Origin of the sequence: Streptomyces sp. B21-105 (assembly GCF_036898465.1) — a bacterium.
GTDB lineage: Bacteria > Actinomycetota > Actinomycetes > Streptomycetales > Streptomycetaceae > Streptomyces.
The window spans coordinates 3,233,665-3,258,205 of sequence record NZ_JARUMJ010000001.1; the positions used below are offsets into that span (position 1 = coordinate 3,233,665).

Below are 24,541 nucleotides of genomic sequence, written 5' to 3' on the forward strand. Positions count from 1 at the left end.
TCGCGCCGCCATGGAGGCTGCCATGAGCATCCGGATCGCCACCTTCAACATGGAGAACCTCTTCCGCCGGCCCACGGCCTTCCGCCTCGAGAACCCGGCGGAGCGCAAAGAGATCCTCGACGACTTCGCGACGCTGGCCGCCCTCCTCGACCTGCCGGTGTACACGGACGACGACAAGAAGAAGATCGCCGGGCTCATCGAGAAGCACCGGGCGTACGGCATCGACCCGAAGAACCCGCCGCCGATCTACGTGAACCAGTCACGGCCGGGCAAGGACTCCGGGCTCTTCAAGACGACGGGCTCGGGAACGAACACCCACGTCGTGGTCACCGCCAAGGGCCGTTCCGCATGGGCGGGCTGGGCCGAACTGTCGCAGGACGACTTCGAGCTGAGCGTGGTGCGCAACACCGGCCGGGTGGTCTCGGAGGTGGACGCCGACATCCTGCTCACCGTGGAGGTCGAGGACCGGCTCACCCTGGAGCGCTTCAACACGCAGGTGCTGGCCGGGGCGCTCGGCCGGCGGCCGTACCCCTACGTCCTGCTGATCGACGGCAACGATCCCCGGGGCATCGACATCGGCATCCTCAGCCGGCACCCGATCACGTCCGTGCGAACCCATATCTTCGACAGCGGCCCCGAGCGTCCCGACCTGCGGCTCTTCAGCCGCGACTGCCCCGAGTACGAGATCCAGCTCAACGGGACGCCCCTGGTGGTCCTCGGCAACCACCTGAAGAGCAAGTTCCAGGACAACCCCGATCTGCGCCTGGCCCAGGCGAAGCGGGTCGCCGAGATCTACCGGGCCGCGCTGGAGCGCACCCCGCACGTCGTCGTCGCCGGGGACCTCAACGACGACCCCGACAGCGCCCCGGCCACCGTCCTGCGCGACACCGGCCTGCGCGACGTGATGACGCACCGCGCCTATCGCGGACTGCCCGGCACCCACGGGACCTGCAAGAGCGAGGAGAGCAAGCTCGATTACCTCCTGCTCTCGCCCGAGCTGTGGCCGGAGGTCCAGCACGTCGGTCTGGAGACCCGCGGCATCTTCGCGAAGGACATCAAGTCCTTCGACACGGTGAACTCGAAGGGCACGGCGGCCTCCGACCACGCGGCGCTCTACGTGGACGTCGACCTGTAGGCGCGCACGAAGCAGCCCCAGGCGTCCGCGCCGAACACCAGCACACCCCGCCCGGGATCCTTGCTGTCCCGGACGGGGACGAGGGAGGGGACGCCTGCGGCGACCTCGACACACTCGCCGCCGTCCGAAGATGAAGGTCCGCGACTCGGCAGGGTTCAGCGCCAGGTGACGAAACCCCGTCATATGTGCGGTGCAGACGCTCAACTCTGCTGGCTTCTTCCACCAGTTCACCGCGTACGTCGATTTCGGCATAGGCCACCGTTCGGCCTTCCGCGAGACGCAGGAACATCATGGAAGTGCTGTCCATGGAGTGCAGCCCCGCGCCGAACGGCAACACATGGAGGGTGCTGTTCGGGCAATCCGAAGCCTCCACCAGAAACCCCAACTGCCCCTGCCACTCAGCAGGGTTGCGCAGCGAATTGCGCAGTACCGCTTCGGAGAGGATTGCGCGGAACGGTGGCGCATCGGCCCCCTCCAGCACCTTCCGCCGCCCGACACGCGCCTCGACCTGTTACTCCAGTGCCTCCCCCGTGAGGCCGCCCGCCTCGAGCGCTTCCCGCGCGTATCCGGCCGCCTGCGACAACCTGGGCGGCCTGCTCACCCCGTAGCGCCACAGCCCGACCGCCTCCGCCCTCCGCCCTCCGCCCTCCGCCCTCCGCCTACAGCGTCATGTACCTGCGGTACTGCTCCTTGAACTGCGAAGCGTCCGCGACCGCCAGCTCCCGTCCAGCACCTCGACGACCTCCGGGCTGCCGAGACTCCGGCCGCCCTCCGTCTTGCCGAAGGTCGACGCCGTCCAGCCCAGCACCTCCTCCAGCTGCCGCAGGCTGTCACCCTTGCCCGCGCGCAGCAGGCGCAGCTCCTCCGCGAACCGTCGCCGGGGTTCCTGACTGCGCCCCATGACCACCCTCCTCGCCGGCACCGCCCGCCCCTTCCGCATTTGTGGAATTTGCGCGGCTGAACGCCCACGAAGCCCTCGTCGACGGCATGTCGGCCCCGCCCGGAGGTCATCCTGACGACGCCCCCACCACCCAGAGTGCCCCAACCCTCACATTCCGCATGGAAGTTGGGTATGTTGGCCATAAGGAGCGGACGACATGCAGCACGAACCCGGCACCCTCCTCTACGACCCGGCCACCGACAGGTTCGGCGAGTACCAGGACCGTTCCGGCCCCTACGCGATGCTGCGACCGGTCGGCGGCGGCCGGGAGTGGCAGGCGGACCCGGCGGCGGTGCGGCCGGCGACCGAGCGTGAGCGGCTGCACGCGGGCGTGCGCGCGGCGAACGAACGGGCGCGTACGGACGGCCCGTTCATGCTGGGCCTGCGTCGTCCGCCCGAGCCGGTGCCGGACTGCCCGGAGTGCGTCGAGCTCGCGACGCGCCGCGCCGAGGCCCGTGCCGCGTACGACTACAGCGCGGAGACCGACGCCGACGTCCTGCTCCGCGGCCACCAGCGTGAGCGGAACTGCCCGGCATGACACGACACGAGGCCGGTCCCGACGGGAGTCCCGTCGGGGCCGGCCTCGTGGCGCTGAGCGCCGGGGGCGGTTACGCGCCGATCAGGCGGGCGGCGAGGTAGCCCTCGATCTGGTCGAGGGAGACGCGCTCCTGCTTCATCGAGTCACGCTCGCGAACGGTGACCGCGTTGTCCTCGAGGGTGTCGAAGTCGACCGTCACGCAGAACGGGGTGCCGATCTCGTCCTGGCGGCGGTAGCGGCGTCCGATCGCGCCGGCGTCGTCGAACTCGATGTTCCAGTTCTGGCGCAGGGCGGCCGCGAGGCCCTTGGCCTTCGGGGACAGCTCGGGGTTGCGGGACAGCGGAAGGACCGCGACCTTCACCGGGGCGAGGCGGTGGTCGAGGCGCAGGACCGTGCGCTTCTCCAGCTTGCCCTTGGCGTTGGGGGCCTCGTCCTCGACGTAGGCGTCAAGCAGGAACGCCAGCATCGCGCGGCCGACGCCGGCCGCGGGCTCGATGACGTACGGCGTCCAGCGCTCGCCGGCTTCCTGGTCGAAGAAGGAGAGGTCCTGGCCGGAGGCCTTGGAGTGGGCGTTGAGGTCGTAGTCGGTACGGTTCGCGACGCCCTCCAGCTCACCCCACTCGTTGCCGCCGAACTGGAAGCGGTACTCGATGTCGGCGGTGCGCTTGGAGTAGTGGGAGAGCTTCTCCTTCGGGTGCTCGTACCACCGCATGTTCTCTTCCCGCATGCCCAGGCCGGTGTACCAGTTCCAGCGCTGCTCCATCCAGTACTCCTGCCACTTCTCGTCCTCGCCCGGCTTGACGAAGAACTCCATCTCCATCTGCTCGAACTCGCGGGTGCGGAAGATGAAGTTGCCGGGCGTGATCTCGTTGCGGAAGGACTTGCCCATCTGCGCGATGCCGAACGGCGGCTTGCGGCGCGAAGTGGTCTGCACCTGGGCGAAGTTGGTGAAGATGCCCTGCGCGGTCTCGGGGCGCAGGTAGGCGATGGAGCCGGTGTCCTGGGTGGGGCCGAGGTGGGTGGAGAGCAGACCCGAGAACTGCTTGGGCTCGGTGAACTGGCCCTTGTTGCCGCAGTTGGGGCAGTTCACGTCCGCCAGGCCGTTGGCCGGGGGGCGGTTGTGCTTGGCCTCGTAGGCCTCTTCCAGGTGGTCCGCGCGGAACCGCTTGTGACAGGAGGTGCACTCGGTGAGCGGGTCCGAGAAGGTGGCGACGTGACCGGAGGCCACCCAGACCTCGGAGGCCAGGATGACGGACGAGTCGATGCCGACCACGTCCTCGCGCGACGTCACCATGTAGCGCCACCACTGACGCTTCAGGTTCTCCTTGAGCTCGACACCCAGCGGTCCGTAGTCCCAGGCGGCACGCTGACCGCCGTAGATCTCACTGCAGGGGAATACGAAGCCACGGCGCTTGCTCAGGCTGACGATGGTGTCGATCTTGTCGGCGGCCACGGTGCTCTCTTCATAACGACGACGGGCGACGAAGCGAGGTGCTTCCAGCGAAGACTTCAGGGTACCGGCGGGGACTCCCCCTCGACCAAATCGGGACCCCGCCGGGACCCTGCCAGGACCCGGCCACCGGCGGCCATACCGCAGCTCTTCGGGGCTTACCGGCCCCATCACCCGAGAGCTTGTTGACAACGGTTTCCATATTTGTTGAAAATGACTGTCATGAACGTACGACGACTCATATCCGGCACGGCCGTCGCGGCGGCCACCGCCCTCGGCCTCGGCACCCTCTCCGCGTGCTCCTCCGACAGCGCGGCCGCGGCCAACACGGACAAGTTCGACGTCGTCGCGTCGTTCTATCCGATGGCCTTCCTCGCCGAGCAGATAGGCGGGGACCACGTGCATGTCACCAGCCTCACCGAGCCCGGCCAGGAACCGCACGACCTGGAGATCAGCGCCAAGCAGACGGCCGCGCTCCAGGAGTCCGACGCGGTGCTCTACCTGAAGAACCTCCAGCCCTCCGTCGACGACGCGGTGGCCCAGTCCGAGATCAAGACCAAGATCGACGCCGCCTCCCTCACCACGATGGAGAAGCACGGCAACGAGGTCGGCGGCCACGCGGCCGAGCACGACGACCACGAGAACGAGGAGCTGGCCGGCCTCGACCCGCACATCTGGCTCGACCCGGTGCGCTACGCCCAGGTCGCCGAGGGCGTCGGCGAGGCCTTCGAGAAGGCCGACCCCGACCACGCTGCCGACTACAAGACCAACACCGCGACCCTGGTGAAGAAGCTCGGCGACCTCAACACCCAGTTCAAGGACGGGCTGGCGAACACGAAGACCAAGGTCTTCATCACCACCCACGCCGCCTTCGGATACCTCGCCGAGCGCTACGGCCTGACCGAGGAGGCCATCAACGGCCTCGACCCCGAGTCGGAGCCCAGCGCCGCGCGCGTGAAGGAGCTTGAGAAGATGGCCAAGGCCGACGGCGTCACCACCGTGTTCTACGAGACGCTCGTCAGCGACAAGACCGCGAAGACCATCGCCGGCGACGCCGGACTGAAGACGGACGTCCTCGACCCGATCGAGGGCATCACGGACCAGTCCCGCGGCCAGAACTACTTCTCGGTCCAGCAGGCGAACCTCAAGGCGCTTCAGACGGCCCTGGGAACCAAGTGATCTCTACGGAGGGCGTCATGGACGCGAAGGCCGAGCCCGTGATCGCGATGCGCGCAGTCAGCGCACAACTGGGCTCGCGCCCAGTGCTGCGGGGCGTCGACCTCACCGTGCGGCGCGGTGAGGTCGTCGCCCTGCTCGGCGCGAACGGCTCCGGGAAGTCGACGGCTGTGCGCAGCGTCATCGGCCAGGTGGCGATCGACGCGGGCGAGATCGAACTGTTCGGCACCGCGCACCGCCGGTTCCGGGACTGGTCGCGGGTCGGATACGTGCCGCAGCGCACCACGGCAGCGGGCGGCGTCCCGGCCACGGTGACGGAGATCGTCTCCTCGGGCCGGCTCTCCCGCACCCGCTTCGGCGTCTTCCGCAAGGCCGACCACACGGCCGTCCGCCGGGCCCTGGATCTGGTCGGCATGTCCGACCGCGCCAAGGACAACGTGGACGCCCTCTCCGGCGGCCAGCACCAGCGCGTGCTCATCGCCCGCGCGCTCGTCGCCGAACCCGAACTGCTGATCATGGACGAGCCGATGGCCGGCGTCGACCTCGCCAGCCAGGAGGTCCTGGCCCGCACCCTGAAGGACCAGGTCGCGGCGGGCACGACCGTCCTGCTCGTCCTGCACGAACTGGGCCCGCTGGAGCCCCTCATCGACCGGGCGGTCGTCCTGCGCGACGGCTGCGTCCTGCACGACGGCCCGCCCACCCCGGCCGTGGGGCAGCACGCCCTCCCCGGCCACGACCACGTACACCCGCACGCACCCGCGGGCGTCGAACCGATCCGCACGGGACTGCTGAGCTGATGGACATCCTCGACTACGCCTTCATGCAGCGGGCCCTGCTCGCCGCCGTCCTCGTCGGCATCACCGCGCCCGCGGTCGGCGTCTACCTCGTCCAGCGCCGCCAGGCCCTCATGGGCGACGGCATCGGCCACGTCGCGATGACCGGCGTCGGCCTCGGCTTCCTCCTCAACGCCTCGCCCGTGTGGATGGCGACCGCCGTGTCCGTGCTCGGCGCGGTGGCGATGGAACTGATCCGCTGGTACGGCAGGACCCGCGGCGACATCGCCCTCGCGATGCTCTTCTACGGCGGCATGGCCGGCGGCGTGATGTTCATCAACCTCGCGCCCGGCGGCTCCAACGCCAACCTGACGTCGTACCTCTTCGGATCGCTGTCGACCGTCTCCGAGTCGGACGTCACCGCCATCTGCCTGCTCGCGGGCTTCGTCGTCGCCGTCACCCTGGGCCTGCGCCGCCAGCTCTTCGCGGTCAGCCAGGACGAGGAGTTCGCCCGCGTGACGGGCCTGCCGGTGCGGGCGCTGAACCTGCTGACCGCCGTCACCGCCGCGGTGACCGTGACGGTCGCCATGCGGGTGGTGGGCCTGCTGCTGGTCAGCGCGCTGATGGTGGTCCCGGTGGCCGCCGCGCAGCAGCTCAGCCGCAGCTTCGCCGCCACCTTCGCGATCGCCGTCGCGATCGGCGTGACGGTGACCCTCGGCGGCACGGTCACCTCCTACTACCAGGACGTGCCGCCCGGTGCGACGATCGTCCTGCTGACCATCGCCGCGTTCATCGCGCTGAGCGTGCTGGCCGCCCCGCTGGCCCGCCGCCGCGCCCGCGCCCTGGCCGCGCAGGGACCCGCCGGAGACCCCGCCGAGTGCACGATTCCGGCCACCCGGGACGCGGGGGACGAGGTCGGCGTCTGACTGCGCACAGCCGCGGCTGGCACAATGGCCCGGCAACCCGCAGATGTGAGGAGACGACGGTGACGACCGCTGGACCGCCTGTGAGGGGCCGCTCCACCCGGCAGCGTGCCGCGGTGGCGGCCGCGCTCGACGAGGTCGAGGAGTTCCGCAGCGCTCAGGACCTGCACGACATGCTCAAGCACAAGGGCGACTCGGTGGGCCTGACCACGGTCTACCGCACGCTCCAGTCCCTCGCCGACGCCGGCGAGGTCGACGTCCTGCGCACCTCGGACGGCGAGTCGGTGTACCGCCGCTGCTCCACCGGCGAGCACCACCACCACCTCGTCTGCCGCGTCTGCGGCAAGGCCGTGGAGGTGGAGGGCCCGGCGGTCGAGAAGTGGGCCGAGGCGATCGCCGCCGAGCACGGCTACGTCAGCGTGGCCCACACCGTGGAGATCTTCGGCACGTGCGCGGAGTGCGCGGGCGCCTCCGGCGGCTGACCCGTCGCGCGGTCCCGGTCCGCCGGGACGGCCGTCCAGTGCCGTTCTGACCGTCCGATGCCGTCCAGTGCCGGCTTGACCGTCAGGACGACACGGGCCGGTGCCCGCGATCAGGCGCGCGGGGTCAGGCGCGCGGCAGCCGGCTGTCCAGCAGGGCCCGCAGCCGGTCGACGTCCTCCGGGGCGCGGGCGCCCCGCTTGACGAGGACGATCGCACAGCGACCGGCCTTGTCGGGACTGCGCAGGGCGAAGATCCGGCTCGACTCCGCGTAGCTGCCGAAGTTGGCCCAGCCCATGCGCAGATCGCCGTGCGCATGCACGGTGCGTACGCCCTCGGGGCCGACGGACACCTGGAGCCGGCCGTGGTGCCGGTTCGCCTCCACCGACTTCGCGGCCGACATCCGCGGCGCGAAGTACAGCAGCACCGACCACAGCACGAACATCACACCGAACGGGATGTCGCCTCCGTCGCCGTCCCGCACGCCCTGCGCGAGCAGCCACACACCGGCCAGCGCGACGCACGCCAGAAAGACCGGCCGGTGGATCAGACCGACCTTGCCCTGCTTGCGGGACACCAGCCGGACGGCGTCCTCCATGTCCGCGCGGTGATGCTCGTACTCGAGCACCACGGTGTCCTCCCGCACTCCCACAACCTGCTCTTCGGCCACGGCCCCTCCCCGGTTCTTCGATGACGACCGTGATCGTAACGGCCGGGTGCGACAGCAGGCCGGGCCGCCCGGGGGCACGCGAGGACGGACTACGAGGTGACATCCCGGTCCGGGGTCCGTCCCTCCAGGGACAGCAGGACCTCGTTCGGGGTGGCGCCGCCGAAACGGCGGTCGCGGGAGGCGAACTCGACGCAGGCCCGCCACAGGTCGCGGCGGTCGAAGTCGGGCCACAGGACGTCCTGGAAGACCATCTCCGCGTACGCGCTCTGCCAGATCAGGTAGTTGGAGGTGCGCTGCTCGCCACTCGGCCGCAGGAACAGGTCGACGTCCGGCATGTCCGGGTAGTACAGGTACTTCGCGAGGGTCTTCTCGGTGACCTTGGACGGGTCGAGACGCCCCGCCTTCACATCCTCCGCGAGCGCCTGCGCGGCGTCCGCGATCTCGGCCCGGCCGCCGTAGTTCATGCAGAAGTACAGGGTGAGCCGGTCGTTGTCCTTGGTCTGCTCCTGGGCGACCTGGAGCTCCTTGGCGACCGACTTCCACAGTTTGGGCATCCGGCCCACCCAGCGCACCCGGATACCGAGCTCGTCAAGGGTGTCGCGGGTCTTGCGGATGAAGTCGCGGTTGAAGTTCATCAGGAAGCGGACCTCGTCGGGCGAACGCTTCCAGTTCTCGGTGGAGAAGGCGTACAGCGAGATGTTGCGCACCCCCATCTCGACGGCGCCCTGCAGCACGTCGAGGACCTGCTCGGCGCCGACCTTGTGCCCCTCGGTGCGCGGCAGCCCGCGCTCCTTGGCCCAGCGGCCGTTGCCGTCCATGACGATCGCCACATGCTCGGGGACCAGCTCACCGGGGAGCTTCGGCGGCCGAGCGCCGGACGGGTGCGGCTCCGGAGTCCTGTACTCCTTGCGTTGCCGCCCCAGGAACCCGCGTACGACCATGTGCCTCTCGTCTCCTTAGTCTTTCAGGCTCTCGCTTGCTTACTTCTGCTTACTTCTGCTTACTTCTCGACGTACCGAAGGGAGCGCAGTCCGCGCTCCAGGTGCCAGTGCAGATAGGCGGACACCAGCCCGCTGCCCTCCCGGACGTGCCGCGGCTCGCACGCGTCGGCCGTCTCCCAGTCTCCCGTGAGCAGCGCGCCCAGGAGGACCAGGGTCTGCGGCGAGGGTACGACGCTGCCGGCCACCCGGCAGTCCGCGCAGACGGAGCCGCCGGCGGCGACCGAGAAGAACCGGTTGGGCCCCGGCATCCCGCACCTCGCGCAGTCCCCGAAGCTGGGGGCGTACCCGTTCACGGCCAGCGACCGCAGCAGGAACGCGTCCAGCACCAGGTGCGGGGCGTGCTCGCCGCGGGCCAGGGTCCGCAGCGCGCCCACGAGCAGCAGGTACTGCTGCACGGCCGGCTCGCCCTCGTGGTCGGTGAACCGCTCGGCGGTCTCCAGCATGGCCGTGCCGGCGGTGTAGCGGGCGTAGTCGGTCACGATGCCGCCGCCGTAGGGGGCGATGATCTCGCTCTGCGTGCACAACGGCAGCCCGCGTCCGACCAGCTCGCTGCTGCCCCGCGCGAAGAACTGCACGTCGACGTGGGAGAACGGCTCGAGCCGCGCCCCGAACTTCGACTTCGTCCGCCGCACCCCCCGCGCCACCGCCCGCACCCGCCCGTGCCCGCGCGTGAGCAGCGTGATGATGCGATCCGCCTCACCCAGCTTCTGGGTGCGCAGCACGATCCCGTCATCGCGGAACAGACTCATACCCCCATTCTCACCTACGCCCGAACACCCATGTGCCGGGACGGCGGGGGTGGGCCGAAGCGACGAGGACCAGCCGGAGCTGTGGGGACCGGCCGGGATCGGGCGCTCTTTGACCGGAGACGGCCCGGCAACCGATCTGTACGATCATCCGATTGGGGAGCAGGCCGACGGATGCGCTGGGGGCCTTGGGCCCGCGTGCGTCGGCGGACGCAGCCGAGGGGGCTCGACGACATGAGCGCATGGTCCACCCGAGAAGCACGCGCGGACGATCTGCCGGTACTCAGCCGGTTACTGGCGGAGACGTGCGACCCGGCCGAGGTCCCGTCGTCGGCCCTGCTGGCCGAGTCGATCGCCAACGGGCTGGTCCGGGTCGCCGAATCCGACGGCGAGGTGGTCGGATGCGTCGCCGCAGAAAGGCCTTCCCCGGAACATGTGCGTCTGTCGGCGGCTGGCGTCCGTGAGGGTCTGCGCCGGCGGGGGATCGCTCTCCGTCTCCTGGACGAGCTGTCGCTGCGCGTCTCGGAACGCATCGGTCCGGCCCCTTTGGTCTCGGCCGTCATCGAGATCACGGACATCCCCGTCTCGGGGCTCCTGCTGAAGAGCGGCTTCATCGGCACTCGCGTCATGCGCACCAGCCGGCATCCCGACGGAGTCTGCCTTCACTACCAGCACAAGAGACGCGTCGAGTACATAGACCCCGACACACGCTATCTCGTCCCCCTGAGCGCGCAGACGCAACTGATCGAATCCCTCGCGTCGCAGGATCAGGCCGTGACCGCGCTGGTGTCCCTGCACGGTGAGCCCGCGCTGGAGATCACGCGTTTCGAGCAGGACGACCCCGCGACCCTTCAGTCCGGTGAGGCCGCGGCGGGCATTGCGTTCTCCGGAGCGATACTCGCGGCCATCACGTTCCTCCTGGGCTTCGCCTTCACCTCGACGCGATTCCCGGACGACGTCCGCCTTCTCCTGATCGGCGCCACCTTCAGCACCGTGCTGTCCCTGATCGTCTACGCCAGCGCCTCAGGAGAACTCGCCCGTATCCACTCGAACACGTTCGCCAGGATCATGAAATACGGCAACGTGCTCTCCGAGTTCGGTGGTGTGCTGCCGTTCCTCATCTCCCTCCCCGTCACCTACGCACAGGCGAGCGGCGATCCGAGGACGACCATGGTTCTGGCCGCACTGCTGAGCGTGAGCATCGCGTGGTACGAGCGGTCCGAGTTCTCCATCGCCCACCGGTTCCGCAAGAGCATCGTGGAGATCGTCCTCATGGCGTTCACTGCGGCCTCACCCCTCATCGGCGCGGCGGTCGTCTCGACGGGTACCACCAGCTGGCCTTGGACCACCGCACTGGCCTGCGTCCTCTCTGCCCGGACCTGGCTGTATCTCTACCGGCGAGGTCCCGAGGCGGGGACGGCTGGGCGCCGTCAGTGGCAGGTCAGGGACTGAGCGACGGGGATGGCTACTCGGCGGCGCGCAACAGGTCGGCGACCTCGCGGGCGCACCCCCAGGACAGGGTCAGGCCAGCGCCGCCATGGCCGTAGTTGTGCAGGATCAGCGTGCCGTCACGATTCTCGGTGTCCAGCCGGACCAGGGGTCTTACCGGCCTGAGACCCACGCGGTGACCCACCACCCGGGCGTCGGCGAGGGAGGGTTCGACCGCCGCACACCGCCGCACGATCTCTGCGGCGGCAGCGGCATCGGGACGGAGATCCCAGCTCCCCCGGTCCGAGGTACCGCCCAGGACCACCACGTCGGACTGCGGGTAGAGATAGGTGAGTTCATCGGCTTCCGGGGTGTCGTCGCAGAAGAACGTCGTGACGCCGGGATTCTCGACCACGACGAGCTGGCCGCGCACCGCCTCCACGGACGAGTCCCCTACCAGGGCTCGCGCGCCGGTTCCCGTGCAGTTCACGATGACGGACGCCTCGGACGCCGCCTCTTCGAGCGAGGCGTAGCGGTGCTGTCGCAGCCGCCCGCCGGCGTGCGCCAACCGGTCGGCGAGATAGCCCAGATACCTGGGCATGTCGACGACGGGCGCGCGGTAGCGCCACCCCTCGACGTAACCCGGGCGCAGATCCTTCGGTTCGCACGGTCCGGCACCGACCCAGGGAGCCCACGCCGGCACGTCCCGCGGTACACGGGACTCGTGCGTGCCTTCGACGAGACGGACCCCTGTACTGTCGTCGGCTCCGAGCTCCAGCAGGACGCGCAGGGTCTCCTTGCTCCAGCGCTCCACCAGGTCGGCGGGTTCGGCCAGGAACGGGTCCCACGAAGCGCCCGCGGCGGCCGAGGTCGTGTCGCCGGGAAGCAGTTCGGCGTCCACGCGCACGTCCCGGCCCGCCTCCGCGAGGCTGACCGCCGTGGTGAGGCCGACCACTCCGGCGCCGATCACTACCGCGGGTGCCGGCATCCTCGCCTCCTCGACAGGCCCCCCGGCGGATCGTCTGCCCCGTCCCGAGGAGCCGTCAGTCTAGCCGCGGCCCTGCGCTTCGCCGGAAACGCCGAACCGCCGTACATACCGTCGCTGCCAAGGCGTCTCCACCGCTCGGGGGTCGTAGTGGTGGCGGACGAAGGCGACTGCTTCGGTCGGGGGGACGCCGTCCAGGACCGCCAGGCAGGCCAGGGCTGTGCCGGTGCGGCCGCGGCCGCCGGCGCAGGCGATCTCCACGCGTTCGTCGGCCGCCCGGCGCCACGCCTCGGTGAGGGCCGCGCGGGCGTCATCGTGGTCGGCGGGGAGGCGGAAGTCGGGCCAGTGGACCCAGCGGGACTCCCAGGACGACGCCGGAGGGCGTCGGCCCAGGAGGTAGAGGGCGTAGGCGGGGGTGGGCGCCGCCGGGTCGAGGGGGCGGCGCAGGCCGCGGCCGCGGATCAGCCGGCCGGAGGGCAGGGTGAGCACTCCGAGGTCGTTCTCACTCCAGGCCCGTGTGTCCTTCTCCATCACTCCATTCCAACGCGTTCGCCGGGGCCGGGCAACCGATTCGGGACCGCCGGTGGTCTGGAGGGCGAGGAGGGTGCTTGATGCAGGCCGAACAAGAGGACCGGTTCCACGAGTTCGTCAGAGCGCGGTGGTCCCGGCTGGTGCGAACCGCGTATCTGCTCACGGGGGACGTCCACCACGCGGAGGACCTGACGCAGACGGCGCTGGCCAAGGCATACCGGTCGTGGCGGCGGATATCGCGCAGCGACAGCCCGGAGGCGTACGTGCGGCGGATGCTGGTCACGTGCAACAGCGACCGGTTCCGCAAGCGGCGGGTCACCGAGGCGCTGACCGCGGCGCCGCCGGACCGGGCGGGGCGCGACGAGGGCGCGGGGCAGGTGGAGGAGCGTGGCTCGCTGCTCGCCGGGCTCGCCCAACTGCCGCCCAGACAGCGGGCGGTGGTGGTGCTCCGGTACTGGGAGGACCTTTCCGAGGCGGAGGTGGCCGAGGTGCTCGGCTGCTCGACCGGCACGGTGAAGAGCCAGGCGTCGAAGGGCCTGGCGAAGTTGCGCACGTATCCGGGACTGTCCGCGGGCCGCGCGCCGGCGGACGGTCGGGGGCAGACAGAGCAGGGAGAGCGGGGAGACAGCGGTGAACGAGACAGGCGGGCACGAGGACTTCGGGTTCGAGGCGCGGATGCGTGAGCTGCTCGCGGAGGACGCGTACACCATCAGCCCGTCCCCGGCGCCGTATCCGGCGATCCGACGGCGGGGGCTGACCGAGCGGCGGCGGCGCGTGGCGCTGACCGGCGCGGTGCTGGCGACGCTGGCCGCCGTGCCGGTGGGGGCGTACGCCGTGGCCGGCGGGAGCGGGGGGCGGGGCTCCGACACGGCGGCGCCGCCGCAGCCGTCGGCGAGCGTCCCGGGCGGCACGGCCGCGAACCCGGGCAGGACGGCCGGCACGACGGCGGGCGGGGGCGTCTTTGGGCCCGCGCGGCCGGCGACGGACGGTCAACTGATGGACGGGATCACCTTCGCGCAGGCCGCGGACGGGCTGGCGGCGTGTCTGAAGGCGGAGGGCGGGACGAAGGCCCGGCTGGGCAAGGCCCAGGACTACCGGATCGTCCTGGCCGCGAAGAGCACCGGCGACTCCAACGCCCCCGGGGACGGCTTCCACGTCGTCGGCGTGAAGGAGCAGCCGGCCGGCTTCCGGGTGGTGTGCGACATCGAGGACGGCGTGGGCTCCGGCATCAGCGTCAGTTCGAGCGACGCGAACCCGCCGGACGCGGGCGTGGTCGTGCCCGATGTCAACGGCGCGGCCCTGTACCAGCAGGCGTTCATCGACAAGGGGCACTGGAAGCTGCCGTTCCGCTGGGCGGCCATCGGCACCGTGGAACCGTCGGTGGCCAAGGTGACCGTCTCCTACGGCGACGCCGGTCCGGTCGCCGCCGTCCTCGACCACGGCTGGTTCGTGGCCGCCGGGATGCTGGAGCGGCAGGTCACCCTGGCCCCGCACGTGAAGGGTTACGACGGCGCGGGCAAGCTCGTCTACGACTCCGACACGGACCGCACCTACCACCGCACCCTGCCGTAGCGGCCAGCGGCCAGCGGCCTGCGGCGGCGGTCACGTCCTGCCCGGGGTCACCGGTCCCGACTCGCAGGGCCGCCGCGTCGGGTTCGGCGCCGCGCAGCGACTCCTCCCGCATCCGGTGCATCAGGAAGATGCCGTAGTCGACGCCGAGAGCGACGAGAAAGACGAAGGACAGCAGCCGAGCCCGGGATCCGTGCCCTCGAAGCCGAACACCGGCCCGAACCCTGTGGAGTACCCGGGGCGGGTCAGGACGGCGTGGGCGGGCGGGTCAGGACGGTGTGCGGGCCGCGGCCAGGAGGCGGGTCACGTCGTCCGCGCAGATGGTCAGGGCCGCGCCGACGGTCGCGAGGACCTCGCGTTCGGCCGGGGTGTAGGGGCCGTCCGCGAGGGCGATCCGTGCGCCCTGCAGCAGGATCGACTCGCGGCCGACCGGTGCGAGGTGGGGGGCGAGCGGGTCGAGGGCCTCGTGGAGCTCTATGGCGAGCCCGGGGCCGTACGACTCGCCGTAGTTGTGGCCGGTGTCGGCGGCGAGCGCCTCGACGAGGGCGGCGAGCTGTTCCTCCGTGCAGTCGGCGAAGCCGGCCGCACGGACCGCTCCGGCCGCCGTCCCGAGGGCGGTGCGGGCGCAGCTGCCGTCCGCGGAGAGCACCGCGAGGGCGACGGTGTGGACGGCGTCGCGGAGCATCGCCGAGAAGCGGACGGTGGTGGGGTGGTCGAGGGCGTCGGCGCCGAAGTGCCCCCGGCAGGCCGCGCACTCGACGACCGGGCCGGTCTCGCCGCGCGGCAGGACGGGCACGCCGAGCACGGTGAAGCGGCGCTGGCCGGTGAGCCGCTGGTAGTTGCGGTCTCCGCCGCAGCCCGGGCAGAAGAACTCGCCGTCGCCGACGGGCGTCCACGCGGTGCGGGTGCCCAGGATGCGGGCACGCCTGGTGACACGGCCGTCTCGTCCCCGTTCTGGCAGCACGTCGCACCTCCATCAGCCGCGGCAACATCGCCGCATGCCCCCGTGATGTTAGCCACATCCATGAGGTGTAGTCAGTACCCAGGACGAGACCTCTCCGTGACCTTCACGGTCGGATGGCCGATATACGACGGGGCCCCGGCCGCCGCGTACGGCGTCCGGGGCCCCAAACCACCGGTCAGGATGGTCAGCGGCTCGCGCGGTTGACGGCCGAGACGACCGCCTTCAGCGAGGCACGCGTCGTGTTCGCGTCGATGCCGATGCCCCACAGGACCTTGTCGCCGATCGCGCACTCGATGTAGGAGGCGGCCTGCGCGGAGGCGCCCTCGCTCATCGTGTGCTCCTGGTAGTCCAGCAGGCGCACGTCGACGCCGACGGACTGCAGGGCGTCGAAGAAGGCCGAGATCGGACCGTTGCCGGTACCGGTCAGGACGGTGTCCTGGCCGTCGACCGTGGCCTCGACGGTCAGGGTGTCCACGCCGTCGGTGTCGGTGGTCGACTGACCGGTGCGGACCTGGATGCGGCCCCAGGGGTTCTCGGGGTTCGGCAGGTACTCGTCCTGGAAGACGGACCAGATGGCGCTGCCGGTGACCTCGCCGCCCTCGGCGTCCGTCTTGGCCTGGATGAGCCTGGAGAACTCGATCTGCATCCGGCGGGGCAGGTCCAGCTTGTGGTCGTTCTTCAGGACGTACGCGATACCGCCCTTGCCGGACTGCGAGTTGACGCGGATGACCGCCTCGTAGGAACGGCCGACGTCCTTCGGGTCGATCGGCAGGTAGGGGACAGCCCACTCGATGTCGTCGACGGTGACGCCCTTGGCGGCGGCGTCGGCCTCCATGGCGTCGAAGCCCTTCTTGATGGCGTCCTGGTGGGAGCCGGAGAAGGACGTGTAGACCAGGTCGCCCACGTACGGGTGGCGCGGGTGGACCTCCATCTGGTTGCAGTACTCCCACGTGCGACGGATCTCGTCGATGTCGGAGAAGTCGATCTGCGGGTCGACGCCCTGGGAGAAGAGGTTCATGCCCAGGGTGACCAGGTCGACGTTGCCGGTGCGCTCGCCCTGCCCGAACAGGCAGCCCTCGACGCGGTCGGCGCCGGCCATCAGCGCCAGTTCGGCGGCGGCGACGGCGGTGCCGCGGTCGTTGTGCGGGTGGACGGAGATGACGACGTGCTCACGGCGGGAGATGTTGCGGCTCATCCACTCGAAGCGGTCGGCGTGGGTGGAGGGCGTGGAACGCTCGACGGTGGCCGGCAGGTTCAGGATGATCTCGCGGCCCGGGCCGGGCTGGTAGACGTCCATGACCGCCTCGCAGACCTCGAGGGCGAAGTCCAGCTCGGTGTCGGTGAAGATCTCGGGGCTGTACTGGTAGCCGAACTCGGTCTCGGGGCCCAGCAGCTTCTCCGCGTACTCCATGACCAGGCGGGTGCCGTCGACGGCGATCTGCTTGATGTCGTCCTTGGAGCCGCGGAAGACGACCCGGCGGAAGACCGGCGCGGTGGCGTTGTACAGGTGGACGGTGGCGCGGTGGGCGCCCTTCAGGGACTCCACGGTCCGCTCGATCAGGTCCTCGCGGGCCTGGGTCAGTACGGAGATGGTGACGTCGTCCGGGATCGCGCCCTCTTCCTCGATGATCGAGCGCACGAAGTCGAAGTCGGTCTGTCCGGAGGCCGGGAAGCCGACCTCGATCTCCTTGTAGCCCATCTTGACCAGCTGGTCGAACATCCGGCGCTTGCGCTCGGGCGACATGGGGTCGATCAGGGCCTGGTTGCCGTCGCGCAGGTCGGTGGAGAGCCAGCGGGGGGCGGCGGTGATCCGGTTGTCCGGCCAGGTGCGGTCGGGGATGTCGACCTGGTCGTACTGGCCGTACTTGTGGATCGGCATCTGGCTGGGCTGCTGGCGGTTCGCCATGGGGCGTTGGCTCCTCGGGGTGACCGGAGAAATGTCCGGACGGAAGGACGGCCGACACGCAACACCAAGCTCCGCGGGGAGGGGGTCGGCCTCGACTACAGGCCCTCGCCGCGGCAGCTAAGGAGAAGCAGCCCGAAACGCATAGTGCTCCGCAGCCTAGCCGAGCCGCACCTGTCGCGGTGGTGCGTATCAGTATGCGGGACCACCGAGAGCAACTGAAGAGAAAAGGGACGAAACGTGTGCCATACCACTTGAAGCCATGAATCCGCCGCGTTTGTCACTGTTTTTCACCGATCATGGTTGCCTGTAGTGACAGTTGGGTCACACAGTGCAAAGGTGCCGGGCATGACGACCCACGGGGGCTTCGAGCCCGTCTTCTGCACCGTCGTACCGCCGCACCTGCTCCACCGGCTGGCGCGCAACGACGATCCCGCGCTCTCCGGGCCCGCCCGGCGCACCTTGCTGCGCGACAGCGAGCTGCGCGGCCTGCGCCAGGTGACCACCGAGTTCCGCCTGGCCGCCGCCCCGGCCGTGAAGGCCCCCTCGGACTCGCCGCTGCGCACGATCTACGACTGCGGGCACGGCACCGACCTGCCCGGCGACAAGGTCCGCGCCGAGGGCCAGGACCCCGGCCGGGACGCGACCGTCAACCGCGCGTACTCCGGGCTCGGCGCCACCTTCGACCTCTATCTGAAGGCCTACCGGCGCCACTCCATCGACGACGACGGCCTTCCGCTCGACGCCAGCGTCCACTACGACGAGGGCTACAACAACGCCTTCTGGAACGGCGAGCAGATGGTGTTCGGCGACGGCGACGGCGAGATCTTCCTCGACTTCACCAACGCCATCGACGTCATCGGGCACGAGCTCACCCACGGCGTCACCCAGTACACCGCGAACCTGACCTACTACGGGCAGCCCGGCGCCCTCAACGAGTCGATGTCCGACGTCTTCGGCTCGCTCATCAAGCAGTACTCGCTCGGCCAGACCGCCGCCGAGGCCGACTGGCTGATCGGCGCGGGCCTGCTCGCCCCGGACGTCACCGGCTCCGCGCTGCGCTCGATGAAGGCCCCGGGCACCGCGTACGACGACGACGTCCTCGGCAAGGACCCGCAGCCCGCGACCATGGACGAATACGTCCGCACCGGTCGCGACAACGGCGGCGTGCACATCAACTCGGGCATCCCCAACCACGCGTTCTACCTGGCCGCCGCCGCTCTCGGCGGGTACGCCTGGGAGAAGGCGGGGCAGATCTGGTACGACGTGCTGACCGGCGGCGAGCTCGGGGACCGGGCCTTCTTCACCGACTTCGCCGCGCTGACGGTGAAGGCGGCGCGCGAGCGGTTCGGCGACGGCGGCGACGAGTTCCAGGCCGTACAGAAGGCGTGGGAGCAGGTCGGGGTGCGGATCCTGTAGTTCCGTACTACACAGGGACCCATGCGTATTCAGGTGAGGCGCACGGGCGGGTTCGCGGGCATCGAGCGGCAGGCCGAGGTGGACACGGCGGGGCGGCCCGACGCCGGCGAGTGGCACGCCCTGGCCGAGCAGGCGGTCGCCGCCGGCCGGGGCACGCCCCCGCAGGGCGTGCCGGACGGCTTCCGCTACGAGATCACGGTGGACGGCAGGACCGTCCACGCGGCCGACCCGCGACTGACGTCGCAGCAGCGCGAGCTGATCACGAGAGTGCTGAAGGAAGGAGCCTGATCGCCAGTTCCCGCTGGGGCAGTTCCCGCTGGGGCAGTTCCCGTAAGGGCAGTTCCCGTAGGGGCGTTGACTTCCTTACCCATCGGTAAGGATGATCCCGACCATGGCGAACGATCAGCGCGCGGCGGCGCATCCCATCCCCCGGTTCCCGGCGGACTTCCTGTGGGGCGTGTCCACGTCCGCACATCAGATCGAAGGCGCGGTGGACGAGCGCGAACCGTCCGTGTGGGACGTCTTCACGGCCGAGCCGGGACGGGTGAAGGACGGCTCCACGGCCGCCGTGGCCTGCGACCACGTCCGCCGCCACGGCGAGGACGTGACCCTCCTCGCGGGCCTCGGCGTCAACGCCTACCGCTTCTCCGTCTCCTGGCCGCGGGTCAACGCCCCCGGCGGCCTCGACTTCTACGACCGTCTCGTGGACGAGCTGCTGGCGGCGGGCGTCCGCCCGGTCCCCACCCTCTTCCACTGGGACCTGCCGGCGGACCTGGACTGGATGGAGCGGGACACCGCCTCCCGGTTCGCCCAGTACGCGTCCGCGGTGGTGGACCGGCTCGGGGACCGCGTCACGAAGTGGATCACCCTCAACGAGCCCGCCGAGCACACCCTGCTGGGCCACGCGCTCGGCACCCACGCCCCCGGCAAGCAGCTCCTCTTCGACGCGCTGCCCGCCGCCCACCACCAGCTGCTCGGCCACGGCCTCGCCGCCCAGGCGCTGCGCGCGGCCGGCGCCTCGGACATCGGCGTCGCCAACTCGCACGGCCCGACCTGGCCGGCCTCGCAGGAGCCCGCCGACCTCGAGGCGGCGGCGTTCTACGACGTCCTGCTCAACCGCCTGTTCGCCGAGCCGCTGCTGCTGGGCGCGTACCCGGAGGGCCTCGGCGAGCTGATGCCGGGCGACGTCGCGGCCGACCTGAAGATCATCGGCGAGTCGCTCGACTGGTACGGCGTCAACTACTACGCCCCGACCCGGGTGGGCGCCCCGCAGGGCACCGAGATCGAGTTCGGCGGGATCACCATGCCGGCCGAACTCCCCTTCTCCGTCCGGGAGATCGAGGGCGTCCCGGTGACCGACTTCGGCTGGCCGGTCGTCCCCGAGGGCCTGACCGAGCTTCTGACGACCTTCAAGGACCGCTACGGCGACCGCCTCCCGCCGGTCGTCATCACCGAGAACGGCTGCTCCTACGAAGGCCTCGACGACCAGGCCCGGATCGCCTACCTGGACGGCCACCTCCGCGCCCTGCACCGGGCCCTGGAGGCGGGCGTCGACGTGCGTGGCTACTTCGTCTGGTCGCTGCTGGACAACTTCGAGTGGGCGGAGGGCTACGCACGGCGCTTCGGCCTCGTCCACGTCGACTTCGCGACGCAGGTCCGCACCCCGAAGGCCTCCTACGCCTGGCTGCGGGACGTTCTGCGGGCGCAGGGATGACGACGGCGGACAGGGCCGCGACGGCGAAGGCGGCCGCGCTGGCCGAGCCCGTCGAACGGGTGGGCCGCGGCTGGACGTCGGCCCTGTCCCTCGCCAACGGGGCGATCTGGGTGGGCTGGTACGGCCCCCTGCAGATCCTGCTGGCCTCCCAGGCCGAGGACTTCGCGCCCGGCTCCGGCATGTCGAAGGAGGCGATGCTGGCCTGGGTGACGGGCGTCGGCGCGGTCGTCTCACTGGCGGCGAACCCGCTCTTCGGCGCGCTGTCGGACCGCACGACGTCCCGCCGGGGCCGCCGCACCCCCTGGATCGTGGCCGGCACGGCGGGCGGCGCCCTGTCGCTGTTGCTGCTCGCGGGAGCCGGCGGCGTGTGGACGATGGCGCTGGGCTGGTGCCTGGTGCAGCTGACGCTGAACGCGGCCTTCGCCGCGGTGACGGCGGCCGTACCCGACCGGGTTCCCCGGCTCCAGCGGGGCTCGGTGGGCGGCTGGCTGGGCGTCGCGCAGATCCTCGGCGTGGTCGGCGGCACCGGCCTCGCGACGGCCGCCGGGGGCGTCGGAGCGGGATATGTGGCGTGCGCGGTCTTCACGGCGCTGGGCGTGCTGCCGTACGTGCTGCGCTACGAGGATCTGCGGCTCGCGGAGGAGGACCGGCCGGCCTGGTCCTGGCGGGACTTCGCGGCCGGCTTCTGGCTGAGCCCGCGCCGCTACCCCGACCTCGGGTGGGCGTGGCTGACCCGCTTCCTGATGAACCTGAGCAACGCGCTGGTGCTGCTCTACCTCCTGTACTACCTGCGCGACCGCCTGCACCACGCCGACCCCGAGGGCGGCGTGCTGATACTGACGGCGGTGAACGGGCTGACGCTGCTCGCCACGGTCGTCGTCGGCGGCGTCTGGTCGGACCGGATCGGCCGGCGCAAGCCGTTCGTGATCTGGTCGGGCGTGCTGATGGCGGTGGCGACGGCGATGCTGGCGGCCTGGCAGACCTGGCCGGGGGCGATCGTGGCGGCGGCGCTGCTGGGCGTCGGCTTCGGCGTGTTCACCTCGGTCGACTTCGCGCTGATGACGGACGTGCTGCCGAAGGCCGGGGACCGGGGCAAGGACCTCGGCGTCATCAACGTGGCCAACGCCCTGCCCCAGGTCGCCGCCCCCGCCCTCGCCGCGCCGATCGTGACGTACCTGGGCGGCTACCGGGTGCTGTACGTGGCGTCCGCCGTGATCTGCCTGGCGGGCGCGGTGCTGGTGCGACGCATCAGGGGGGTGGACTGACCGCTCCGTCGTGTTCCGGCGGGGCTACAGCGCTCCGGCGTCCCGGGCCGCGTAGACGCTGGGGTACAGCGGGCGGTAGCCGAGTTCGCGGCGGATGCGTTCGGTGGAGGTCAGCTGGAAGAACGGGTCGGGGTCGGTGCGCTCGTAGAGCTCGGCGGGCACGTCGACCCCGTTGAGCTGGTGCAGTTCGACCGCCGTGACGGGGGCGTCGTCGGCGATGTTGTAGGCCCGGCCGGCGGCTCCCGGCGCGTGCAGGAGACGCAGCAGGCCCTGGGCGACGTCCACGTGATGGACCATGTGCAGCCGCTGGGCCGCCGCCCAGTCGCCGGCCCACATCAGCGACTGCGCGAGGTGCGGGTCGCCCTCGCCGTAGACGAAGGCGAGGCGGCCGACGCGCACGTCCAGGCCGTCCAGCGCGAACAGCTCCCGCTCGGCCACCCCCTTGGCCTCGGGGTAGGCGCCCCACATCGCGCCGCCGCCGGGCCGCACCTCGTCGTCCTCGGTCAGCGGGCGGCCCCGCCCGAGGCCGTACACCAGACCCGTACTGACCTGCACGAAGCGCCGTACGCCGGAGGCCAGCGCGGCGCGGCCCAGTTCCACCGCCGCGTCCCGGTTGACGGCCCACGCCTCCTCGTCCGGGACCCCGCGGAAGGCTGCCGCGACGTTCACGACCGCGCCCACCCCGGCCACCGCCTTGCCGAGCGCCTCCGCGTCCCGCAGGTCCCCGACCACGACCTCGGCGCCCAGCTCGGCGAACCGCTCCCCCCGCGCGGCCTCCCGCACCAGGACCCGTACCCGTTCCCCCGGCCGGGTCTGCGCCAGCAGCCTCGGCACGAAGCGCCGCCCGACCTGTCCCGTCGTACCCGTCACCAGTGTCAACATGGTCTGTTCTCCCCACTCCGGCCGATCGACCGGTCCAGTAGCGGACCGGTCCGGTGACTCCAGCCTCGGACTCCACGGGAGGGACCGGGAGAGACCCGTCGATCAGGGGACCGGCAGTCCCTGGATACGACGGCCGGGATGCCGCAGCCTGGAGAGGTGAACCGAGCCGAACTCGCCGACTTCCTGCGCCGCGGCCGCGCCCGCCTCAGTCCACCGGACGTGGGACTCGCGCCGGGCGCCCGCCGCCGTACGCCCGGGCTGCGCCGCGAGGAGGTGGCGCAGCTGGCGGATATGTCGGTCGACTACTACACGCGCCTGGAGCAGTGCCGGGGCCCGCGTCCGTCCCGCCAGATGCTGACGGCGCTGGCCCGCGCCCTGCGCCTCACCGGCGACGAGCGCGACCACCTGTTCCACCTGGCCGGCGAGGAGCCCCCGCGCCGTGAGACGGCGTCGGCGCACGTCCCGCCCGGCCTGATGCTGATCCTGGACCGCCTGCACGACACGCCGGCGCAGGTGGTGACCGACTGCGGCGAGGTCCTGGCCCAGAACGCGATGGGCAGGGCCCTGACCCGCGATGTGATGTCGCGCCCCCGGCGCGAGCGCAACCTGCTCCGTCTCTACTTCCTGGATCCGCGGGCCCGCGACCTGTTCCCGGAGGAGGACCGGCCGGACCACGCCCGCGCCCAGGTGGCCAACCTGCGCGCGGTGGCCGCCGCCCGTCCCGACGACCCGGAACCCGCCGGGCTGGTCGCCGAACTCCGGTCGTCGAGCGAGGAGTTCGCCCGTCTGTGGGACGAGCACGAGGTGTCCCTGCGCCACAAGGCGACGAAACGCTTCCTGCACCCGCTGGTCGGTCTGCTGGAGCTGGACTGCGAGGTCCTGCTCAGCCACGAGCACCACCAGCTCCTGGTCATCCACACGGCCCGTCCGGGCACGGAGGCCTGGGAGCGGCTCCAACTGCTGCGCGTGGTGGGCCTCCAGGACATGTCCCCGCAGGGACCGCCCACACGACGGACGTTCTAGAACCCCAGCTTGCGCAGCTGCTTCGGATCCCGCTGCCAGTCCTTCGCGACCTTCACGTGCAGGTCCAGGAAGACGGGCGTGCCGAGCAGCGCCTCGATCTGCTTGCGGGACTTGATGCCGACGTCCTTCAGGCGCTTGCCCTTGGGGCCGATGATGATGCCCTTCTGGCTGGGGCGCTCGATGTAGATGTTGGCGTGGATGTCGAGCAGCGGCTTCTCGGCGGGGCGGTCCTCACGGGGCAGCATCTCCTCGACGACGACCGCGATGGAGTGCGGCAGCTCGTCACGGACGCCCTCCAGCGCCGCCTCGCGGATCAGCTCGGCAACCATCACCTGCTCGGGCTCGTCGGTCAGGTCGCCCTCGGGGTAGAGCGGCGGGCTCTCCGGGAGCATCGGCACGAGAAGGTCGGCCAGCAGCTCGACCTGCTGGCCGCCCACCGCCGAGACCGGCACGATCTCCGCCCACTCGAACCCCAGCTCCTTGCCGAGCTGATCGATAGCGATGAGCTGTTCGGCGAGCGCCTTGGAGTCCACCAGGTCGGTCTTGGTGACGACCGCGACCTTCGGGGTGCGTTTGATGCCGGCGAGCTCCTTGGCGATGAACCGGTCGCCGGGGCCCAGCTTCTCGTTGGCCGGCAGGCAGAAGCCGATGACGTCGACCTCGGCCCAGGTGGCGCGCACGACGTCGTTCAGCCGCTCGCCGAGCAGGGTGCGCGGCTTGTGCAGCCCCGGCGTGTCCACCAGGATCAGCTGGGCCTCCGGGCGGTGCACGATGCCCCGCACGGTGTGCCGCGTGGTCTGCGGACGGTTCGAGGTGATCGCCACCTTCTTCCCGACCAGAGCGTTCGTGAGGGTGGACTTGCCGGCGTTGGGTCGGCCCACGAAGCAGGCGAAGCCGGCACGGTGTACGGACTCGGCCGACTGCTCGGATGACTGGTTGCGAACGCTCATGGCCCCCATTCTCCCTGATCCGCGAAGCACCGCCGTACACACGATCGGCCGGGCCCCGGGCGGTGAGCTCCCGGAAA

General features: G+C 70.9%; 25 protein-coding genes and 2 pseudogenes. 14 read left to right on the forward strand and 13 right to left on the reverse strand.

The features are described 5' to 3' along the window. Nucleotides 1-22 precede the first annotated feature (22 nt). Nucleotides 23-1,135 (forward strand): endonuclease/exonuclease/phosphatase family protein, encoded by a 1,113-nt coding sequence (locus QA802_RS14560; RefSeq protein WP_334522136.1) that lies wholly within the window; start codon nt 23-25, stop codon nt 1,133-1,135. Here the strand turns inward: QA802_RS14560 and QA802_RS14565 are convergent. Together QA802_RS14565 and QA802_RS14570 are read right to left on the reverse strand one after the other, a co-directional pair. Beyond that, complete coding sequence (locus tag QA802_RS14565) at nt 1,114-1,287, reverse strand: DUF397 domain-containing protein (RefSeq protein WP_334534638.1); 174 nt, start codon at nt 1,285-1,287, stop codon at nt 1,114-1,116. The two genes, QA802_RS14560 and QA802_RS14565, sit on opposite strands and share 22 nt — an antisense overlap. Continuing rightward, a pseudogene (locus tag QA802_RS14570) lies at nt 1,265-2,057 on the reverse strand (helix-turn-helix domain-containing protein); the annotation flags it as partial. The gene QA802_RS14565 and the pseudogene QA802_RS14570, both read right to left, overlap by 23 nt. A gap of 175 nt (nt 2,058-2,232) precedes the next feature. Between QA802_RS14570 and QA802_RS14575 the strand changes: the two are divergent. Beyond that, nucleotides 2,233-2,613 (forward strand): hypothetical protein, encoded by a 381-nt coding sequence (locus tag QA802_RS14575; protein WP_334522139.1) that lies wholly within the window; start codon nt 2,233-2,235, stop codon nt 2,611-2,613. Nucleotides 2,614-2,683: 70 nt separating this feature from the next. On the opposite strand, the gene QA802_RS14580 is transcribed toward QA802_RS14575, so the two are convergent. Beyond that, entirely contained in the window at nt 2,684-4,066 is a 1,383-nt protein-coding gene (locus tag QA802_RS14580; RefSeq protein ID WP_334522142.1) for a glycine--tRNA ligase, read from the reverse strand. 219 nt (nt 4,067-4,285) lie between these two features. Between QA802_RS14580 and QA802_RS14585 the strand changes: the two genes are divergently transcribed. Genes QA802_RS14585 through QA802_RS14600 form a run of 4 tightly spaced genes read left to right on the forward strand, consistent with a single transcriptional unit; the run spans nt 4,286 to nt 7,417 of the window. Next, nucleotides 4,286-5,242: a metal ABC transporter substrate-binding protein gene (locus QA802_RS14585; RefSeq protein ID WP_334522145.1), complete on the forward strand. Its 957-nt coding sequence runs from the start codon at nt 4,286-4,288 to the stop codon at nt 5,240-5,242. A gap of 17 nt (nt 5,243-5,259) precedes the next feature. Then, entirely contained in the window at nt 5,260-6,036 is a 777-nt protein-coding gene (locus tag QA802_RS14590) for a metal ABC transporter ATP-binding protein (protein ID WP_319168495.1), read from the forward strand. Beyond that, nucleotides 6,036-6,938, forward strand: coding sequence for a metal ABC transporter permease (locus tag QA802_RS14595; protein WP_334522148.1), 903 nt, complete (start codon nt 6,036-6,038; stop codon nt 6,936-6,938). Before QA802_RS14590 ends, QA802_RS14595 begins: the two co-directional genes overlap by 1 nt. A 59-nt stretch (nt 6,939-6,997) precedes the next feature. Beyond that, nucleotides 6,998-7,417: a Fur family transcriptional regulator gene (locus tag QA802_RS14600; RefSeq protein WP_306952387.1), complete on the forward strand. Its 420-nt coding sequence runs from the start codon at nt 6,998-7,000 to the stop codon at nt 7,415-7,417. A 124-nt stretch (nt 7,418-7,541) separates the two neighbouring features. On the opposite strand, the gene QA802_RS14605 is transcribed toward QA802_RS14600, so the two are convergent. From QA802_RS14605 to recO, 3 genes are all read right to left on the reverse strand, one after another. Further along, complete coding sequence (locus QA802_RS14605; RefSeq protein WP_334522153.1) at nt 7,542-8,084, reverse strand: hypothetical protein; 543 nt, start codon at nt 8,082-8,084, stop codon at nt 7,542-7,544. A gap of 89 nt (nt 8,085-8,173) precedes the next feature. Next, nucleotides 8,174-9,025 (reverse strand): isoprenyl transferase, encoded by an 852-nt coding sequence (locus QA802_RS14610; RefSeq protein WP_334522156.1) that lies wholly within the window; start codon nt 9,023-9,025, stop codon nt 8,174-8,176. Between the two features lie 59 nt (nt 9,026-9,084). Further along, the gene (gene recO / locus QA802_RS14615; protein WP_057574747.1) at nt 9,085-9,834 is read right to left on the reverse strand and encodes a DNA repair protein RecO; all 750 of its coding nucleotides are present in this window, start codon (nt 9,832-9,834) and stop codon (nt 9,085-9,087) included. Nucleotides 9,835-10,065: 231 nt separating this feature from the next. On the opposite strand from recO, the gene QA802_RS14620 reads away from it, so the two are divergent. Then, nucleotides 10,066-11,283 carry a GNAT family N-acetyltransferase gene (locus tag QA802_RS14620; RefSeq protein ID WP_334522159.1) on the forward strand — a complete coding sequence of 406 codons (1,218 nt, stop codon included), beginning with the start codon at nt 10,066-10,068 and terminating at the stop codon, nt 11,281-11,283. Between the two features lie 13 nt (nt 11,284-11,296). Here QA802_RS14620 and QA802_RS14625 read toward each other — a convergent pair whose 3' ends face one another. Together QA802_RS14625 and QA802_RS14630 are read right to left on the reverse strand one after the other, a co-directional pair. Then, the gene (locus QA802_RS14625) at nt 11,297-12,247 is read right to left on the reverse strand and encodes an FAD-dependent oxidoreductase (protein WP_334522162.1); all 951 of its coding nucleotides are present in this window, start codon (nt 12,245-12,247) and stop codon (nt 11,297-11,299) included. A gap of 60 nt (nt 12,248-12,307) precedes the next feature. Then, nucleotides 12,308-12,775 (reverse strand): protein-tyrosine phosphatase family protein, encoded by a 468-nt coding sequence (locus QA802_RS14630; RefSeq protein WP_334522165.1) that lies wholly within the window; start codon nt 12,773-12,775, stop codon nt 12,308-12,310. 80 nt (nt 12,776-12,855) lie between these two features. Between QA802_RS14630 and QA802_RS14635 the strand changes: the two genes are divergently transcribed. Both QA802_RS14635 and QA802_RS14640 read left to right on the forward strand, forming a co-directional pair. Beyond that, nucleotides 12,856-13,458, forward strand: a complete 603-nt coding sequence (locus QA802_RS14635; RefSeq protein WP_334522168.1) for a SigE family RNA polymerase sigma factor — start codon at nt 12,856-12,858, stop codon at nt 13,456-13,458. After that, on the forward strand, nt 13,406-14,347 hold the full coding sequence (locus QA802_RS14640; RefSeq protein ID WP_334522171.1) for a hypothetical protein: 942 nt from the start codon (nt 13,406-13,408) through the stop codon (nt 14,345-14,347). Before QA802_RS14635 ends, QA802_RS14640 begins: the two co-directional genes overlap by 53 nt. On the opposite strand, the pseudogene QA802_RS14645 reads toward QA802_RS14640, so the two are convergent. The 3 genes and pseudogenes from QA802_RS14645 to leuA all read right to left on the reverse strand — a co-directional run. After that, a pseudogene (locus tag QA802_RS14645) lies at nt 14,343-14,566 on the reverse strand (MMPL family transporter); the annotation flags it as partial. The gene QA802_RS14640 and the pseudogene QA802_RS14645 overlap by 5 nt on opposite strands. A 46-nt stretch (nt 14,567-14,612) precedes the next feature. Continuing rightward, entirely contained in the window at nt 14,613-15,308 is a 696-nt protein-coding gene (locus tag QA802_RS14650) for a TerB family tellurite resistance protein (RefSeq protein WP_319168484.1), read from the reverse strand. A gap of 184 nt (nt 15,309-15,492) precedes the next feature. Beyond that, on the reverse strand, nt 15,493-17,214 hold the full coding sequence (gene leuA, locus QA802_RS14655) for a 2-isopropylmalate synthase (RefSeq protein ID WP_319168483.1): 1,722 nt from the start codon (nt 17,212-17,214) through the stop codon (nt 15,493-15,495). Between the two features lie 345 nt (nt 17,215-17,559). Between leuA and QA802_RS14660 the strand changes: the two genes are divergently transcribed. From QA802_RS14660 to QA802_RS14675, 4 genes are all read left to right on the forward strand, one after another. Further along, nucleotides 17,560-18,630 (forward strand): M4 family metallopeptidase, encoded by a 1,071-nt coding sequence (locus tag QA802_RS14660; protein ID WP_334522176.1) that lies wholly within the window; start codon nt 17,560-17,562, stop codon nt 18,628-18,630. Nucleotides 18,631-18,651: 21 nt separating this feature from the next. Continuing rightward, the gene (locus tag QA802_RS14665) at nt 18,652-18,918 is read left to right on the forward strand and encodes a protealysin inhibitor emfourin (protein ID WP_334522179.1); all 267 of its coding nucleotides are present in this window, start codon (nt 18,652-18,654) and stop codon (nt 18,916-18,918) included. 103 nt (nt 18,919-19,021) lie between these two features. Next, entirely contained in the window at nt 19,022-20,344 is a 1,323-nt protein-coding gene (locus tag QA802_RS14670; protein ID WP_334522182.1) for a GH1 family beta-glucosidase, read from the forward strand. Beyond that, nucleotides 20,341-21,609 carry an MFS transporter gene (locus QA802_RS14675; protein ID WP_334522185.1) on the forward strand — a complete coding sequence of 423 codons (1,269 nt, stop codon included), beginning with the start codon at nt 20,341-20,343 and terminating at the stop codon, nt 21,607-21,609. The genes QA802_RS14670 and QA802_RS14675 overlap by 4 nt, the downstream gene beginning before the upstream one ends. Nucleotides 21,610-21,633: 24 nt before the next feature. On the opposite strand, the gene QA802_RS14680 is transcribed toward QA802_RS14675, so the two are convergent. Next, a complete protein-coding gene (locus QA802_RS14680; RefSeq protein ID WP_334522187.1) occupies nt 21,634-22,491 on the reverse strand; it encodes an NAD-dependent epimerase/dehydratase family protein in 858 nt (285 codons plus the stop codon). Between the two features lie 156 nt (nt 22,492-22,647). Between QA802_RS14680 and QA802_RS14685 the strand changes: the two genes are divergently transcribed. After that, on the forward strand, nt 22,648-23,514 hold the full coding sequence (locus tag QA802_RS14685) for a helix-turn-helix transcriptional regulator (protein ID WP_334522189.1): 867 nt from the start codon (nt 22,648-22,650) through the stop codon (nt 23,512-23,514). On the opposite strand, the gene era is transcribed toward QA802_RS14685, so the two are convergent. Continuing rightward, entirely contained in the window at nt 23,511-24,464 is a 954-nt protein-coding gene (era, locus tag QA802_RS14690; protein WP_334522192.1) for a GTPase Era, read from the reverse strand. The two genes, QA802_RS14685 and era, sit on opposite strands and share 4 nt — an antisense overlap. Nucleotides 24,465-24,541 lie beyond the last annotated feature (77 nt).